Here is a 16,189-nt window from a genome sequence, read left to right on the forward strand (position 1 = left end):
CCCAGCGAGCCAGGTTTCGGTTCAAAAGTATTGTGAGTCGGCGCTGCCCCTCATTGCCCTGCCGGGCATTTCTCCCCGTATAGTGACGGGGAGAAAGGACTTGTCGCGTGGGGTTTCGCCAACCGCAGGCGCGGCTATGGCCTTCTCCCCGTTTACGGGGAGAAGGTGCCCGAAGGGCGGATGAGGGGCGGCGCGCCAGGTTCCAGTATCTGCCGCTACCGCGCATGCTTGTCCGCCTTGCGGTTGCCGAGCAGCAGTTTGCGCTCGAGATGCGCCCTGAGCTCGCCGTAGTAGGCCGTGAGGAACGCCCTGGAATCCGGCGCTTCGATCGTCACGCCGATCTTCTTCCCGATCATTTCGGCCACTGTCTTCAGCGCGAAATAGTCGTCGCGGCGTAGCACTTCTTCCAGCTTGTGCAGTTCGGCGATGCCGTAGGCATCGAGTTGGGCCGAGCTGAAACGGAAACGGGCGGCGACCGGGTCCTGCCTGCGCGACAGGTCTTCGACCAGCTTCAGCTTCGGCGCTTCGACCACCCAGGTTCCGGCGAGCAGGTCGCCGATGCGCAGGCGGTCGCGGTTGAACAGCGGGAAGAGCGCGAAGAGCAGCGCCCACGCCAGCCCGAAAATGGTCGTCAGCGTGTCGGCGACGCCGGCGCCGCCGCGCCCGGCGATGATCGACAGCGGCAGGAAGATCTCGATCTCGCGCATCAGATTGCGCGCGATGACCTGATCGACCGACAGGCCGGCGCCGCTGCGCGAGGCGACGCGGATGCCGACGATGCGCTTGCCTGGCGTCGCGGCGCGGCGGCCGGCTTCGAAGGCGATGAAATAGGCGTTGCGCAGCAGGAAGATCAGGATGATCCAGACGACGAACAGCGGCTGCAGCCCGCCGAAGCCGATGCCGCGCAGCCCGAACAGGGCGACGATCGTGATGACGATCGCAGCAGTGGTGATGATCACCACATCGAGCACGAAGGCCGCGGCCCGCGTGCCGGCATCGGCAAGCTTGATGCGCAGATCGACGCCTTCCGGTGTGATCAGCGGCCGCGTCGGCGCGAGGGTGGCGCGTCTAACCGTCGCCATGCCGCACAATCCTCAACAGATAGAAATAGGCGCACCATAGCGCCAGCATGCCGCCGCCGATGGCATAGCGGGCGCCGTCGCCGGTGATGGTCTGCCGGCCGATGCCTTCGAGCAGGCCGGCGAACAGAAGCATCACCACGACGCCGACCATGGCGGTCGCCGCGATGCGCCCGGCCTGCGCCGCCGCCGCCATGCGGGTCAGTTCGCCGGGGAAGGCGATGCGCGTGCCGATGCGCATGCCGGCCGCACCGGCAAGCGCGATGGCGAACAGCTCGGTCGTGCCGTGGATGGACAGCCAGCCGCCGAGCTCGAAGCCGAGCCCCTTGGCGGCGTAGATCTGGAATATCGCGCCGAGCATGCAGCCATTCATCAGGATGATCAGCACGCTTGGCACGGCAAAGGCAAAGCCGAGCGCGAAGGCAAGGATCGCCACCTGGGTGTTGTGGGTGAAGAGATAGGCGGCGAAGCTCGACAGGAACTGGTTGTCGGCGCCGTCATAGAGCACGCTGCGCAGCATCGCGGCCGACGAATCCGGATTGCGGCCGCCGGCAAGGCTGGGCGCGATGATGGCGTCGTACCAGCCCTTGTTGGAAGCCACCAGCCAGTAGCCGGCGCCAGCGCCGACCACCGTCAAGCCGACCGTGACCAGGGTTTCGCGCCACAGTGCGCGTATGGCGTTCGGCCAGTCGTGAAGGAAGAAATCGCCGATGCGCTGCCGCAAGCCGCGCCGGGCGCCATAGAGGTAGAAATAGCCGCGCAGGCAAAGTGCTTCGAGATACGCGACAAGCGCATGGTCGAGCGAGGTCGCCCTGGCCACCGACAGTGACGACAGCGCCGAGCGATAGAGCAGCGGCAGCGACAGCAGTTCCTCTTCCGAAAGAGTGCGCGGCGCCCGCTTCTCGACCCGGGCCAGCAGCGCCTCGAACGCCTTCCAGTCGGCCTCGCGTTCCTGGCGGAAGCTGGCCAGCGTCTGGCGCACCGCATCGGTGCCGGCCGGGTTCGTCACAGCAGATTCTCCTGCTTGAGCTCGAGATAGCGCTCGACCAGCGCCGGGCCGAGCCGCTGGTGGTCGGCCTCGATCACATGCGCGCCGAGCAGCCTCAGCCGGCCGATCACGACCTGCCGTTCCCGCAGCAGGCCGCCGGCGGTGACGGCGCGCGCAACATCCTCCGGCGTCGCGGGCGGCATGTCGGCGAGGCTCTCCAGTTCGACATCCTTCATCATCATGAACAGCACCAGATGCCGCTCAGTCAGCCGACCGACGGTACGCAGCATCAGCTCGGCGCTGATCGGATCGACGAAATCGGTGAAGATGATGACCAGCGAGCGCCGGTCGAGCTTGCCCGAAAGCGTCGTCAGCGCCAGCGTGAAATTGGTTTCCTCGCTGGAATAGTCGATTTCGGCCGCCCGCTTCTGGATCATCGGGAAGCTGGCCGAGCCGCGCACCGCGCCGCTGGAGATGCGCGGCCTGGCATCGAAGGAGAACAGGCTGACGAGATCGCCGCCTTTCAGCGCGATGAAGGCCGATAGCAGCGCCGCCGTCACCGCGCGGTCGACCTTCGGCACGCCGTCGACCGGCTCGCACATCAGGCGTCCGCTGTCGATGGCGAGCACGATGCTGTTGTTCTCCTCGATCCGGAATTCGCGGGCCAGGAGCTTGCCGTGGCGGGCGCTGCGCTTCCAGTCGATCATCCGCCGGCCCATGCCGGGCTGGTAGTCCTTCAGCGCCTCGAATTCGCGGCCCTGGCCAGCCCGCTTTTGGGCATGGCCGTCAGCCTGCGCCGAGCGTTGCAGAAGCGTGATCGCTTCGTCGCGGGCGCGGCTGACGTCGGGCAGCACAGCGACCTTCTCGTCCATCGGCAGCACGACTTGGTTCCAGACCAGCCCGAACGGCCCGCGCCAGCGCAGCCACAGGCGGTCGAAATTGGCCATACCGCGCCTCAGCGCCGTGAATTCGAGGTCGAGCGTTCCGCCATTCGCCGGCAGCGCGCCGCCCGTGCCATGGATCGGCTCCAGCCGCTGGTCATGGCCCACGCGCGCCTGCAGCATGCGCGCCTGCTTGCCGAGACCGGCGGCGACGCGGACGGCGAAACGCCCGCCGACGCCGACCTGCGGCGGCGCGTCGAGGCTGGCGCTGAGCGAGGCGCGCCCGCGTCCGGCGGCCGCGTCCACCGCCAGGAAGGCAAGCAGCAGGCAGATCCAGAGCAGGCCGATATACCAGAAGGACGGCAGCGCGAGCGCGATCAGGAAGGCGGGAATCGCGCCCGCCGCCGCTGCCCAGACCGCTCTGCCGCTCGGATAGATCAACGCGGCGCTTCCGTCTGGTCGACGAGGTCGGACACGATCTGCTCCACCAGCCGCCCGTCGATCTGCGCGGCAGGCGAAAGGATGACGCGGTGGCGCAGCGCCGGCACGGCGAGCGCCTTGACGTCGTCGGGGATCACATAGGAACGGCCGTCGAGCGTCGCCCGCGCCCGGGCCGCCCGCGCCAGCATGGCGCCAGCGCGGGGGCTGGCGCCAACCTCCAGGTCGGGGCTCTCGCGCGTGGCGCGCACGAGCGCCGCGATATAGTTGACGACATCGTCGACGAGGGTGACGGAGCCGACGGTGTCGAGCGCCTTTTCCAGTGTCTTGCGGTCGGTCTGCGCCTTGATGCCGTATTGCGCGATGTCGTGCGATGCGGAACCGCCGCCGTGATGGACGATGATGGCGCGCTCCTCCTGCAGGTCCGGATAGCTCACCCGGTGCTTGAACAGGAAGCGGTCGAGCTGCGCCTCGGGCAGGGGGTAGACGCCCTGATGCTCGATCGGGTTCTGCGTCGCCACCACCATGAAGTTGCGGCCGAGCGAGTGCGTGGTGCCGTCGAAGGTGACGGCATGCTCCTGCATGGCTTCCAGCAGGGCGGCCTGCGTCTTCGGCGGCGTGCGGTTGATCTCGTCGGCAAGCAGCAGGTCGCAGAAGATCGGGCCGCGCGTCAGCGTGAACTGGCCGGTCTGGAAATTGTAGATGTTGGAGCCGACGATATCGCCGGGCATCAGGTCCGGCGTGAACTGGATGCGCCCATAGGCGACGCCGAGCGCCTGCGCGAAGCAGCGCGCTGTCATGGTCTTGGCGGTCCCCGGCGGCCCTTCGAGCAAAATATGCCCGCCGGCGAACAGGGCGGTCAGCATCAGGTCGACCGTGTCGCGCTGGCCGGTGATCGCTTTCGCCACTTCTTCCCTGATCGCTGTCGCCAGGGCCTTTACATCATCGACGTTCACCGAGCCTCCTTGCCGTCCAGTCGTGCAGCCGCTCTGCTGCCTCATGCATGTCCGCCAGCGAGCTGGCATTGTCCGCGGCCTTGAGCCGCGTCGTGAACCCCTGGGCCTCGCCCTTGTCGCGGGAATCGAGCCAGCGGTCGAGCGCCTCGCCCTGCAGCCCGTGCGGCGCGCCGAGCAGCGCGCCAGCGCGCTGCCGCATCAGCGCGCCATAGCGGTCGCCCAACTCGTCCAGCCGTCCGGCGCGCTTGAACAGCATCGCCGTGGTGTCGACCAGCGCCCGCTTGCCGAAACCGATCGCCCGGCCCTCGGCGCGCGGCGGGCCGAAACGGCCAAGCCCGTGCAGGAAGGCCAGCGCAGCGGCGGCCAGGATCGACAGCGTCAGCGCCAGGAAGGGCGGTTCGACCAAAAGTTTGGCGAGATCGTATTTGCGCCCGGCGCCATGCAGCGTGAGATCGAACATCACCGCGCCCTTGCCGGGCTCAAGCATGGCGATCAGATCGAGCGCCGCCCTGGCCCTGTCGGGATCCTTGAGCGCTGCGTTGTTGATGAGGTCCGGATCGGTCAGGATGTAGAAGGGCTTGTCGTCGAGTTCGGTGAGAACGCCCTTGCCTTTGCCGGCCGAGATCAGCGGATGATCGTCGGCCACCCATTGCATGTCTTCCGGTGCCGCGACGAGGTGGCCGTTGATGTCGAGTTGCTCGACCGTGCTCTTTCCTTCGCCAAGCTTTGCCTTGCCGATTCGGCCCAGCCATTGGTTCACGGCCGTAGCGGGCAGCCGCTCGATCTTGATATCCCAGCCTTCATGCTGCTCGAGCGGCATGGTCTGCCATTTGGGCAGCACGAACAGCGTGACCTTGTCTTCGCGGAGCTTGACGATGCGGTCGAGCGCGGCTGGGTCGCCGTCGGGCGAAATGGTGACGATCAGCAGGAAGCCGGACATCAGGCCGGTACTGAGGTCCTCCTCGCTGCGCGCCATCGGCGATGGAGTCCCGGTCAGCTTGAGCCATTCCACCAGCCCCGCATAGCCGGAGCCGCCCTTGGACAGCGGCGTCGCGCCGCCGCCGGGTTGGCGAAAATCCGGCGCATAGGTCGACAGCAGAAAGAACCCCGCTGCCGCGAACAGGCTCGCGAAAATGCCCCAGAACAGCGTTCTGCGGCTGAACGGTTCCTGTGCCGTCTCGGCCGCCGGCGCGCTCATGCCCAGGCATCCCGAAAGGCGAACCGCTCATAGGCGCCGCGCGCCTGCTGCCAGCCTTCGGCGCCGACCGGCCGACGGGCGAACAGCGCCGCCTCGACGATGCGTGCGATCTCGCTGAACGCGCCGCGTGGCCGCGCCGGCAGGGAAGGAGCATTGGCGATGTCGCGCGCCGTCAGCGAGGGACGCAGGAAGTCGGGCAGGCGCCCGGCTATGTCGGCGACGCTGCGACGAAGCAGGAGATGGACCGCCTCGTCATAGTCGCCGCGCGCCGCAAGCGCGTCGGCTTCCGACAGCAGGATCTGCGCCATCGCGGCATCGGGGCGCCATTCCTCCTGCGCCTCGGCTTCGCCCCGGGCGCGTCGCCACGGCAGGCGCCAGGCGATGCCTTTCATTTCGAGGACGATCAGGAACAGGATGATCACGGCGCCCGATATGACCGCGCCCCAGAACAGGTAGATCATATAGGGGCCGAGCTGCGACAGGAAATCCAGCAGCGGCTTCAGCCAGGCCGGCGGTTCGGGCTGCGCGAAGGCCGGCAGGTCGAACTGTATGGACGTGTCGGCCAGCAGCTGCTTGTGCACTTTCGCCAGCCATTCGGCGTCCACTGTGCCCGGCTGTGCAACTGCCACCCGCTCGCTCCCCCGTAAACCCGCCGCGCCGACACTGGCAACGCGACACAACAATTGCAAGTAGGCTAGACGCTAAGTGTTAATCTTGTCACATTTACTGTCATGCGAACCAGCCATTATGCGGCTGTGGTTAAGGGGGCAGACTATGACTTCGACGACACTGGCACGGCCAGAGAAATTCCAGATCGGCAAGGTACTCAACAACAGCTTTGCCGTCATCAATCGCAATATCGGTCTTTGCCTGGGGCTTGCCGCGCTGTTCTCGGGGCTGCCGACATTCGTTTTCCAGTTCTGGAACGAGGTGCGAATGGGCGGCCTGGCGGCTGGCGATCCGGCGGCGCTGGCTATGGCCGATCCCGCCACCATGTTCCGCGATTCGATGCTGACCCTGGTCTTCGCGATGCTCTATTTCATCCTGTCGCTGCTGCTGCAGTCGGCGCTGGTCAGGGCAACGATCGAGGACATGAACGGCAAGAAGCCGACCTTCGGGGATTGCATCCAGATCGCGCTCCGCTGCCTGCTGCCGACCATAGGCATCGGATTGATGGTTGCCCTCGGCGCCGGCCTCGCCTCGATAGCGCTGCTGGTGCCTGGCATCATCCTGTGGCTTGGCTGGTCGGTGGCGGTGCCCGCCCTGGTGCAGGAGAGGCTCGGCGTCTTCGGCTCCATGTCGCGCAGCCGTGCGCTCACCAAGGGCAGCCGCTGGGCGCTGTTCGGCCTCTTCCTGATCCTCATCCTGATCGCCTTTGGCATCCAGATGGTGCTCGGCACGGTCGTGCTGCTCTTTGGCGGATATATCGCCATTGTCCTCGGCGCTGTGGTCTCGGCGTTCATGTCGACGCTGATGTCGATTGCCTCCGCGGTCACCTATGTCGAGTTGCGCCAGGTCAAGGAAGGCACCAGCGTAGAGGATCTGGCGGAAATCTTTTCCTGACGGAGAAGATCGCCGCCTTCACCGCATGATGGAGGCGGCGTCGTCGGAGACCTTGCCGGCGCCGCCATCGGCGACCGCCTCAGGCCGCCTGCTCGGCAGGCACCGCTGTGCAAGCAGCCTTCTCACGGTTCCAAGGCCTTGAGCGCCGCCGGAACCGGATAGCGGTTGCCGTCAAAGCGGAGCCGGTAGGTTCGTTTCACAGGCTTGCCGGGGTGCGACTGGCATTCGCCCTGCGTGTCGAGGTCGGGCTCGTCGGTATCCCTCCGCTCGACCACGCTGATGTCGCGATAACCGTGGTGGCTCGCCGATCGCATCGACAGGCCGGCCTTGCTGGAATGAAAGGATCCGGCGCAATTGGCGTCGCCTTCGCCGCCATAGCTGTCGACGACGAGGCCGTCGAGCACCAGGCGCAGCCCATCGCGGGTGAGGGCATAGAGCCTGAGGTCGGTTTCACGGAAGGGATTGGGCCGAGAATCGCTTGCCATTTCGATGCGCAGGCCGAAGGCGCTTACATCGGGCGCCAGCCTGTAGCGGCCGGTATCGAACTCGATCTTGCGGATGTAGATGGCATCATCATTCATCAGCCCGGGCTGGAGCAGGCGCTGGCGCACGCGCAGGCTGTTCATGTCGAGGACGAGAATCTCGATATCGCCGACATGCTGGCCGTCGCCGGACTTGGCGCTGTCGATCAGTGGCACAGCGACCAGCAGCAGGTCGTCATGGGCGGGCCAGACCTTGCAGACCAGGCCGAATGAATTGTCGCCTTCCCGCAGCGTCAGGGAGATGCTGGTATGGGGTTCCAGCGTGAACGATCTTTCGTCGGCGCTCTTCTGCGCATTGGGATAGGCCAGTTGCACCAGCGCGGCGGCGTCGCCGCAATCGTCCGCCGCGGCCCGGGCGGGCGACAGGCCGGCGGCGGCGAGGCCGAGGAAGAGACTACTTAGCACCAATCGCATGGGGTTCTCACGTCGCGGGGCCGGGTTGGATCAGGACTTGTGTACGCGAGATTGGTGACGGCGCACAGGGGCGGGCTATCTTCAATGGCAGCAGTCGTGCCCTGAATGCGCGCTTGTCCTGCACAGGCAGGACGAGGTGATCGGCACGTCGGTCTTTGCCAACGCCGTAGCGAGCCTGGCCTGGAACCCAGGCAACTGGTCGGTCTCGCCGCGCCGCCTCAAACATTCGACCAGCCCGTGCAGCGCCCAGACATTGTCCGGATGCTGGGCACAGCGCTGAACCGTGCCACTTTGGCCTCGGCCTCGCCATGCTCCTTCCAGGTCAGATCGTAGAAAGGCCGGGCAGCTAGGCGATGCCCCAGTGCAGGAAGGCGCAATGGGGATCAGTCTGCAGCGCCTTCGCGAAGCATTTTATGCCTTCCTCGTGGTTGAAACCGTAGCACCAGTTCAGCCCGATATCGAACCAGCGCTGCGTCTCGGCCGAGGATGTGGAGATTGGCCGGCGGTAGGTGCCGAGGTCGAAGTGATCCATGCCTGACTGCTTCCCCGCTTGCCGGTCTGAGGCCGTATGCAATCTGTGCTGAATGGGCGCACATGGCAACGGCCGGCGCGGCTCTTGCTGAGCCGCGCCGGCCGGGGTTGCCACCCTGGGAGGGATCAGGAGTCGAGCCACACTTTCTCGAAATGCTGCTCGAGCGACTGGTGCTGCTCGCAGCCTTGCACGCCCTTGCGGTAGGTGCGGTAGACCGAGCGCCAGTAGGGCTGGATGATGATGCCGCTATCGCGCAAATTCTGCTCAATCTTGGCCATGATCTCCTTGCGCTGGGCGGCATCGGGCATCGCCAGCGCCTTGTCGAGAAGCTCGTCGAACTCCTTGTTGGCATAGGCGCTTTCGTTCCAGGCGGCGCCCGATTTGTACGCGAGCGCCAGCACCTGCACGCCGAGCGGCCGCCCCAGCCATTCCGTGCAGGAGAAGGGGTATTTGCTCCAGTCGTTCCAGAAGGTGGCGGCCGGCAGCACGGTGCGCTTGATCTTGAGGCCCGCCTCGCGCATCTGCGCGGCGATCGCGTCGCCGGTGCTCTTTTGCCATTCGACGTCGACCGAGATGAGGTCGAATTCGTGGTCCGCCTTGCCGGCCTCGGCGAGCAGCTTCTTGGCGCCATCCACGTCACGCTTGGCCGGGCCGATATCGGCGAATTCCGGATGCATCGGGCCGACATGGTGGTTGTCGGCGGGTTTGCCGCGACCGTCGATGCCGAGCTTCAGCACGGCCGAGTTGTCGACGGCAAGCTGGGCGGCGCGGCGCACCTTGTCGTCATCGTAGGGCGCATTGCCGACATTGAAGCGGGCGACGATGGTCGAGCCGGTGGCGATCTCGGAATTTTCGAGCCCCATCTCTTCGGTCTGCGATACGGCGTCCGAAGCCGTCTCGTGGTCGGTGTCGATCTCGCCGGATTCGAAGGCCGACAGCATGGCGTTGGGATCGGAGCCGTAGTCGACCCATTTGATGCCATCGAGATGGAACTCGCCCTTCCACCAGGGCTTGTCCTTGCGCTTCACCTCCGCACCCGTCTCGGCATCCCAGCTCACCAGTTCGCAAGGGCCGGTGGTGATGGCTAGAGCCTTCTTCGGGTCGCCGTCGCCCTCATAGGAGCGGTGCATGATCAGCGCCGGATAGTCGGCCATGCCGGCGATCAGCGAGATGTCGGGCTTGGGCAGGTTGAGCTTGACGGTGAAGTCGTCGATTTTCTCGATGCCGCCATCGACCGGCTTCTTGGTGTCGGCGTTGACCAGTGCGCCCATGCGCGCGGCGACCGAGTTGCCGGCGACAGAAGCATCGCACCAGCGCGTCAAATTGTGGATGACATCGTCGGCGTTGAATGTGTCGCCGTTCGACCAGCTGATGCCCTTGCGCACGTGCAGCGTGATTGTCCTGGCATCGTCGCTGGTCTCCCAGCTTTCCAAGAGCCATGGCTCGAAGCTGAAGTCTGTGTTCCAGCGCACCAGATATTCATTGCAGTGGCGCGCGACGTTGGACATCTCGACACCGTCGAAGGTGCGCGGATCCTTGAAACCCTTGACGTTCATGGCGACGCGCAAGATGCCGCCCTTTTTCGGCTCCTCCGCGCGGGCAGGCGACGTGCCGAGCCCGCCCAACGCGAAGGCGCCGGCGGCGCTGACGCCAAGGCCGGCCATGATGGCAAGATATTCGCGCCGGCTGATGCCGCCTTTCCTGAAATCGTCGGCGGTGGGCTTTGCCCGCGGGTGCAGTTTTCTGTCGGTCAGCATGAATTTCATCGTCGTTCCCTCCCTGTTGGGCGCCCCGGCCGGTCGCGGTGCGGGGGGCGGATGCGTCTCGCCGGAGCGCCCGTTGACCTGCGGCGATGATAGGGCGGGGTTACGCAGGGAAATGTTCGCTTTTCCGCAATTCTTGTGCGCTGTTCCGCACGTGGGTAGCGCCAATCTCCCCCCTTGTGGGGGAGATGCCCGGCAGGGCAGAGGGGGGCGCTGTCCCGCCCAGCATCTCGGCTATTCAGCGCTGCGATGACGAATGGTTTTGAATCCTAAGGATTCTGAGGGGCCGCGATCCTTCGCGCCCCCCTCTGGTCTGCCGGCCATCTCCCCCACAAGGGGGGAGATCAGCGCTCCATCGCCGCGCCAAGCCTGCCAATATCCGCAACAATTCTCGCAAACGCCTCGCCGGCGCGCGGCACGCTGTTGCGGGCGCGCAGGAAACTGTGCACCAGCCGCGGCTCTTCCTGCCACCAGGCCGAGCCGCCGGCGGCGACGATGCGGTCGCGATAGGCCTCGCCGTCGCACGACAGCGGATCGCACTCGGCCGTGATGATGAAGGTCGGCGGCAGGCCGGTAAAATCGCTGTCGCGCAGCGGCGAGAGGGTCGGATCGTCCAGCGATTGACCCGGCGCGGACCGGATGCGGCGGTAGAACTCGATATCGCTGAGGCTGAGCAGCGGCGCCTCGGCATGCTCGAGATAGGAGCTGCCCGTCGCGCCGCCGAGTTCGGGGTAGATCAGCACCTGACCGGCGGCGTGGCGCTGGCTGCGGCGCGTGGCGTGCGCAACAGCCGCGGCGAGATTACCGCCGGCGCTCTCGCCGCAGAGCACGAGCGGCAGCGCGCTTGTCGCCGCCACCCATTCGAACACGGCGAGGCAATCCTCGAAGGCGGCGGGATGGAGATGCTCCGGCGCCAGGCGGTAGTCGGCCGAGATCACCTCGAAGTCGGTGGCGGCGCAGATCTCGGCGCAGATGTCGTCATGGCTGTCGAGGTCGCCAAGCACGAAGCCGCCGCCATGGCAATAGACGACGATTGCCCGCGGCGCCTTGCCGGCCAATCGGTAGCGCCGGACCGCGATGTCGCGTCCGTCGGCGGCGACCACATCGTCACTCGCCGTGACACCGGCCGGACGGCCTTGGTGGAAGGCCCGGCACATCGCGTTGTAGACCGCCCGTTGCTCCGCGATCGGCCGCGCCGCGATCTCGGGCGGAAACCAGGCATTGACCTGGTCGATATAGTCCCACAGCTCCGGGTCGAGCAGGGCGGCGTATTTCCCCCGCCTGGCCGCTTCGATCTGGTTCGTGCCCATCGGCTTGCCGTCAGAGCTCGTCGTAGAGCCGCGCCGCGTTCTCGTAGGTGAAGCGCAGCGGCACCGACCCCTCGACCTGCCACGCATCGACCGTGTCGCCCGCCAGCAGCCGGCAGGCATCGAGCGTGCCGGTGACGGCGCCGCCATAGAGCCGGTTGGCGAGATTGAGGATGGCGGTCTGGTGCATGGCCGCGCTGCCGCTGCCGCAGGCATCCTTGACCAGCAGCACGCGGAAACCACGCGCCACCGCATCCTTCACCGTGGCGTCGATGCAGGCCTCGGTCCAGACGCCGGCAATCACCAGCCATTCGATGCCCGCCGTCTTCAGCCGGTCGGCGAAGGCGCCGTTGCCGAAGGCGCTGGCCTCGGTCTTGACCAGCATCGTCTCGCCCTCGGCCGGCGCCACTTCCGCGCAGATCGCCGTCAGCGGGTCGTCCTTGTCGGAGAAGGCCGACTTGCCGCTGGCGTCCACCGGATGGAACGGCCGCGCCTCGGCAAGGTCGACGATGTAGGCGAAGTGGTAGAGCGGCACGAAATTGCGCCGCGCCGCCGCCTGCAGCCGCTGGACATTGGCGAGGATGTCGCCGAAGCCGTCGACCAGATAGCGTTCGTCCTTGCGATGCTCCTCCTGGAGATCGATGAACACCGCGGCCACGGTGCCGCGCCGGATGGAAATGGGCGTTTTCATGCGGATGCTCGCGCTTCGTCATTCCAGGGCGAAGCAGCCGCGAAGCGGCGTCGCGAAGACCCTGGAATCCATGCCGTTACCTTTAGCGAAAAATGCAGCGGAACAGAATTCTGCACCGTTGCAGCGCTCCGACGTAACGGCATGGATCCTAGGGTCTGCGCCGCGTCGCTGCGCTCCTTGCTCCGCCCTAGGATGACGACCTCACGGGTGCTGCGGCTAATCTCGAAGGCTTGCAATATCATGCCGACATCAAACCTGCTGCTCCAGAAAATCGTCCTCATACGGAAACCGCGACAGCAACTCCGTCCCGGTCTCGGTGATCAGGATCTCGTCCTCCAGCTTGACGCCCTCGCGGCCGCCCTTCTCGCCGATATAGCTTTCGACGCTGACCACCATGCCGGGCACGATGATGCCGTCACGGCCATAGGTTTCATAGTCCATCGAGTGCGCGATGAAAGGCGTCTCGCCATGCATGCCGACGCCGTGCATGACCGAAGTGTAGCGCTGGTCGACGAAGCGGTCCGGGATCTTCCAGGCCTTCTCGGCGATCTCGCGAAAAGCCATGCCGGGCTTCACGATGCCTATGTTGTGCTGCACCTGGTCGTGCGCCATGCGGTAGAGCGACTTCTGGTAGGCGGTCGGCTTGCCCGGCCCGCAGCGGAAGGTGCGCGAGAAATCGGAATAATAGCCGTAGCAGCCGATCGTGTCGGTATCGAGCGCGACCAGCTCGCCCGGCCTGATCTTGCGCCCGCTCGCCTCGCTGAACCACGGGTTGGTGCGCTGGCCGGAGGTGAGCAGCCGCGTCTCGATGAACTCGCCGCCCTGGCGGATCACTTCGCCATACATGATGGCGAACAGCTCGTTTTCGGAGACGCCGGGCTTGATCGCCTCGCGCACGGCGGACACTGCGGCCTCGGCGCCGGCCATGGACGCCTGCAGGCATTTCACTTCCTCCGGCGTCTTCACCGCGCGCACGGCCAGGATCTCGCCCTGGCAATCGCGCACCTCGCAGCCGCGCTTTTCGAGCGCCAGCGCCTGCAGATGGCTGCAGCGGTCGAGCCCGAGCTTCATCGAGCCGCCGCCGTGCTTCTTCAGCAGTTCGGTGACTTCGTCGGCGAACGGCCCGGCGGTCTCGTCGTCGCGGCCCGATACCGAGGACCAGACCAGCTTCGACGGCCGCGCCTCGTCGATCGTATCGAGCACCATCGAGACGTGGTAGCTCTGCGGATATTCGAACAGCACCACCGGCCCTTCGGTCGGGATGAAGAAATAGCGGGTCGAGTTGCGCAGGAAATAGCCGAACATGTTGCGCGAGCCGGTGGCGTAGCGCTGGTTGTAGGGGTCGAACAGGACGACCGCGCCATAGCCTGCCTCGCGCATCCAGCCGCGCAGTTTCTTGAGCCGCCCCTTGCGCAGCGCATCCGCATCGATGAAGGACGGCTCGGTGTCGGAGAGCCACATGCCGCCCGCCGGATCAGCGGCCGCCGGATGGCGCATGCGATCCTTGAAGTCCACATCCTCGGTGCTGTCGGGGTCGAAAACGACGATGCTCATGGCGGTGCCTCCTGAAGCGGAGAACATGGGCTATGCGTCATACGAAGTGTGTGCGGATTCCCGCAAATGTCGTGCCGGATGCCGCAGATGTGGTGAGGCGAACTACAGGCGCCGAGATCCTTCGCCCCCCTCTGTCCTGCCGGACTGGCCGGCAGGCCAGAGGGGGACGCTGTCCCGCCAGCGTCTCAGCATTCAGCACAGTGAAGAGTTACTGCCTTCGCATCGCCTTCGGCGCGTGCCCGTGCTCCTCGCGAAATGCCCGCGCAAAACTCGACATCGAGGCAAACCCGCACGCCAGCGCGACATCGCGCACCATCAGCGTCGAATGCGCCAGCAGGTCGGCGGCGCGCTTCAGCCGCAGCCGCCGGTAATAGCCGTTGGGTGAGATGTCCAGCTCGGCGCGGAAATTGCGCTCGAGCTTGTCCGGGGAAACGCCGAGCCTTGTCGCCAGCTCCGCCATGCCGAGCCGCTCCTCCACCGCGTCCTCCATGATCGCGATGGCCGACAGCACCAGCTCGTTCTGCACGCCTGTGCGCAACCTGAGCGGCATCAGCTTGCGGTCGACGCTCGATCGCAAAGGACTGTGCACGAACCACTCGGCGACGCCCGCGGCGAGTTCGGCGCCATAGTCGCCGGTGATGATCTCCAGCATCATGTCGAGGCTGCTGACGCCGCCGGCCGAGGTGAAACGCTTGCGGTCGATGACGAAGAGATCGCGCCTGAGCTCGATGTCCGGGAAAGCCTCGGTGAAGGCGGCCTGGCTGGTCCAGTGCAGGGTGCAGGCATGTCCGTCGAGCAGGCCGGCGCGGGCGAGGAAGAACGCGGCATCCGCCACCGCGCCGATATGCGCGCCGCCGCGCAGGCTTTTCCGGATCCAGCTCATCGCCTCGTCGGCCACGACATGGTCGGCATCGCCGCCGGAGCAGACAACGATGCGGTCGACCTTCGGCGCATCGGCCGCCGAAAAGCCGGGCTGGATAACGACGCCATTGGAGGCCTCGACCGTGCCGGGATCCGCGCCGACGATCACCCAGCGGTAGCACTCGCGCTTGGCGAGCACATTGGCTGCGCGCAGCGGTTCGATCAGCGAGGAAAACGCCATCATCGGAAAGCCGGGAAAGACCAGCACGGCGAAGGCGAGGGGGGCTTCGCCCGCCGCCGGCTGCGCGCGGTCGCGTTTGCGGTTGGCGGAATTGGAAGTCACGATGCTCTTTCCTGAGGCGGCTGGAACTGTAGCGGGTGGCCCGGCCGGCTGGCAACGGGGACGCCAGTCAATCAGCCGTTCACCAAGCAAGATAGGCAAAACCTTAAGTAGAAATTGCGAGACTTGACGGAAGGTCAGGGTGATGAAACGCCGGAGGCTTTTCGGATGGAACTGAACTACGACTTCGAATTCCAGTCGATCTTTCCAAAGGCCGTCTGGCTCGTTCCCGAATGCAAGCGTTTGCTGGACGAGGTCGGCATCGCCCACAACATGAAGGGGAACTACGTCACGGCTTTTGTCGATCCCGCGACTGTCGTCGCCCTCTGGCGAGAGCCAGCCGAATTCAGGGCCACATTGATCAAGGCCGGTTGGAGCACCTTGCCATACGAAGGCGAAGCCGCGCCGGACAAGGCTCAGTTCCTGATCCCGAAGCTGCTGGAAATCCATGCCAAGGTCGAAAGCCGCGCCTATGACGCGCAGGCGACCAAATATGCCGTCTTTGCCCTTTTCCGCTTCACCCACCAGCTCACCATGGGAGAGGTACTCGGCGCGGACGGCCGCCCGACATGTTCGCCGCTGACCCAGCAACGAATGAAGGACGCCCGTCCGACATCGGCCTTCGATGTCAACAAGGCGGTTACGGCCATGGTGTCCGACCTGGAAAATCGTGCCGGTGCCGAGCCGGCCGCGCCGCCGGCGCCGGTCAAGTCGGCTGCTCCAGGTCCCAGCCTGCTGGGGCGCGTTGCCCGCGTCTTCGGCCGCCGGCAGACCTGAAGCCGGTCCCATACGTCGCGCACTCTGGGGCGAAATTAGAAACGTCGCGCCGCCCCGCTGCCGGCACCTTCTCCCCGTGAACGGGGGGAAGGTAGATGAGCGCGACGTCGGCGCCTTTTCTACAACACTCGCGATTGGCGACACCGTCGAGGAGAGCGCTTCCTCTCCCCGTCACTATACGGGGAGAGCGACTGTCTTGGCTGTCAAGCTGTTTGCCATGGTTTTTGGTCGCGGATGATGGCGTTGAGAATGGTCAGCAGCTTTCGCATGACGGCCACGACGGCGACGATCTTCGGCTTGCCGAC

Annotated in this window: 14 protein-coding genes and 2 pseudogenes; 2 read left to right on the forward strand and 14 right to left on the reverse strand. The window is 65.8% G+C overall.

Annotated elements, in window-relative coordinates; translation table 11 throughout:
• Positions 1-215 precede the first annotated feature (215 nt).
• Genes EN786_RS22940 through EN786_RS22965 form a run of 6 tightly spaced genes read right to left on the reverse strand, consistent with a single transcriptional unit; the run spans position 216 to position 6,169 of the window.
• Complete coding sequence (locus EN786_RS22940) at positions 216-1,082, reverse strand: RDD family protein (RefSeq protein WP_135908893.1); 867 nt, start codon at positions 1,080-1,082, stop codon at positions 216-218.
• Positions 1,069-2,088 (reverse strand): stage II sporulation protein M, encoded by a 1,020-nt coding sequence (locus tag EN786_RS22945; RefSeq protein ID WP_127312186.1) that lies wholly within the window; start codon positions 2,086-2,088, stop codon positions 1,069-1,071. The genes EN786_RS22940 and EN786_RS22945 overlap by 14 nt, the downstream gene beginning before the upstream one ends.
• A complete protein-coding gene (locus EN786_RS22950) occupies positions 2,085-3,389 on the reverse strand; it encodes a DUF58 domain-containing protein (RefSeq protein ID WP_127392036.1) in 1,305 nt (434 codons plus the stop codon). The genes EN786_RS22945 and EN786_RS22950 overlap by 4 nt, the downstream gene beginning before the upstream one ends.
• Positions 3,386-4,342 carry a MoxR family ATPase gene (locus EN786_RS22955; RefSeq protein WP_127286825.1) on the reverse strand — a complete coding sequence of 319 codons (957 nt, stop codon included), beginning with the start codon at positions 4,340-4,342 and terminating at the stop codon, positions 3,386-3,388. The genes EN786_RS22950 and EN786_RS22955 overlap by 4 nt, the downstream gene beginning before the upstream one ends.
• On the reverse strand, positions 4,329-5,540 hold the full coding sequence (locus tag EN786_RS22960; protein ID WP_135908895.1) for a DUF4350 domain-containing protein: 1,212 nt from the start codon (positions 5,538-5,540) through the stop codon (positions 4,329-4,331). Before EN786_RS22960 ends, EN786_RS22955 begins: the two co-directional genes overlap by 14 nt.
• On the reverse strand, positions 5,537-6,169 hold the full coding sequence (locus EN786_RS22965) for a DUF4129 domain-containing protein (protein ID WP_127286827.1): 633 nt from the start codon (positions 6,167-6,169) through the stop codon (positions 5,537-5,539). Before EN786_RS22965 ends, EN786_RS22960 begins: the two co-directional genes overlap by 4 nt.
• 145 nt (positions 6,170-6,314) lie before the next feature.
• Between EN786_RS22965 and EN786_RS22970 the strand changes: the two genes are divergently transcribed.
• A complete protein-coding gene (locus tag EN786_RS22970; RefSeq protein ID WP_128276083.1) occupies positions 6,315-7,103 on the forward strand; it encodes a hypothetical protein in 789 nt (262 codons plus the stop codon).
• 122 nt (positions 7,104-7,225) lie between these two features.
• Here the strand turns inward: EN786_RS22970 and EN786_RS22975 are convergent, their stop codons facing one another.
• From EN786_RS22975 to EN786_RS23010, 7 genes and pseudogenes are all read right to left on the reverse strand, one after another.
• A complete protein-coding gene (locus EN786_RS22975) occupies positions 7,226-8,059 on the reverse strand; it encodes a hypothetical protein (RefSeq protein ID WP_127311768.1) in 834 nt (277 codons plus the stop codon).
• Between the two features lie 293 nt (positions 8,060-8,352).
• Positions 8,353-8,591, reverse strand: a pseudogene (locus EN786_RS22980) (hypothetical protein); the annotation flags it as partial.
• Positions 8,592-8,716: 125 nt separating this feature from the next.
• Complete coding sequence (locus EN786_RS22985) at positions 8,717-10,357, reverse strand: ABC transporter substrate-binding protein (protein ID WP_127311769.1); 1,641 nt, start codon at positions 10,355-10,357, stop codon at positions 8,717-8,719.
• 341 nt (positions 10,358-10,698) lie between these two features.
• Complete coding sequence (locus EN786_RS22990; RefSeq protein ID WP_135908897.1) at positions 10,699-11,664, reverse strand: alpha/beta hydrolase; 966 nt, start codon at positions 11,662-11,664, stop codon at positions 10,699-10,701.
• A gap of 10 nt (positions 11,665-11,674) precedes the next feature.
• A complete protein-coding gene (locus EN786_RS22995) occupies positions 11,675-12,352 on the reverse strand; it encodes an isochorismatase family protein (RefSeq protein ID WP_127311665.1) in 678 nt (225 codons plus the stop codon).
• 249 nt (positions 12,353-12,601) lie between these two features.
• Entirely contained in the window at positions 12,602-13,906 is a 1,305-nt protein-coding gene (locus EN786_RS23005) for a Xaa-Pro peptidase family protein (protein ID WP_127311664.1), read from the reverse strand.
• 208 nt (positions 13,907-14,114) lie between these two features.
• The gene (locus tag EN786_RS23010; protein ID WP_245478439.1) at positions 14,115-15,011 is read right to left on the reverse strand and encodes a GlxA family transcriptional regulator; all 897 of its coding nucleotides are present in this window, start codon (positions 15,009-15,011) and stop codon (positions 14,115-14,117) included.
• Between the two features lie 264 nt (positions 15,012-15,275).
• Between EN786_RS23010 and EN786_RS23015 the strand changes: the two genes are divergently transcribed.
• Entirely contained in the window at positions 15,276-15,884 is a 609-nt protein-coding gene (locus EN786_RS23015; RefSeq protein ID WP_127285580.1) for a hypothetical protein, read from the forward strand.
• Between the two features lie 203 nt (positions 15,885-16,087).
• On the opposite strand, the pseudogene EN786_RS23020 reads toward EN786_RS23015, so the two are convergent.
• A pseudogene (locus EN786_RS23020) lies at positions 16,088-16,189 on the reverse strand (IS110 family transposase); the annotation flags it as partial.

It is taken from the genome of Mesorhizobium sp. M4B.F.Ca.ET.143.01.1.1 (assembly GCF_004792275.1).
GTDB lineage: Bacteria > Pseudomonadota > Alphaproteobacteria > Rhizobiales > Rhizobiaceae > Mesorhizobium > Mesorhizobium abyssinicae.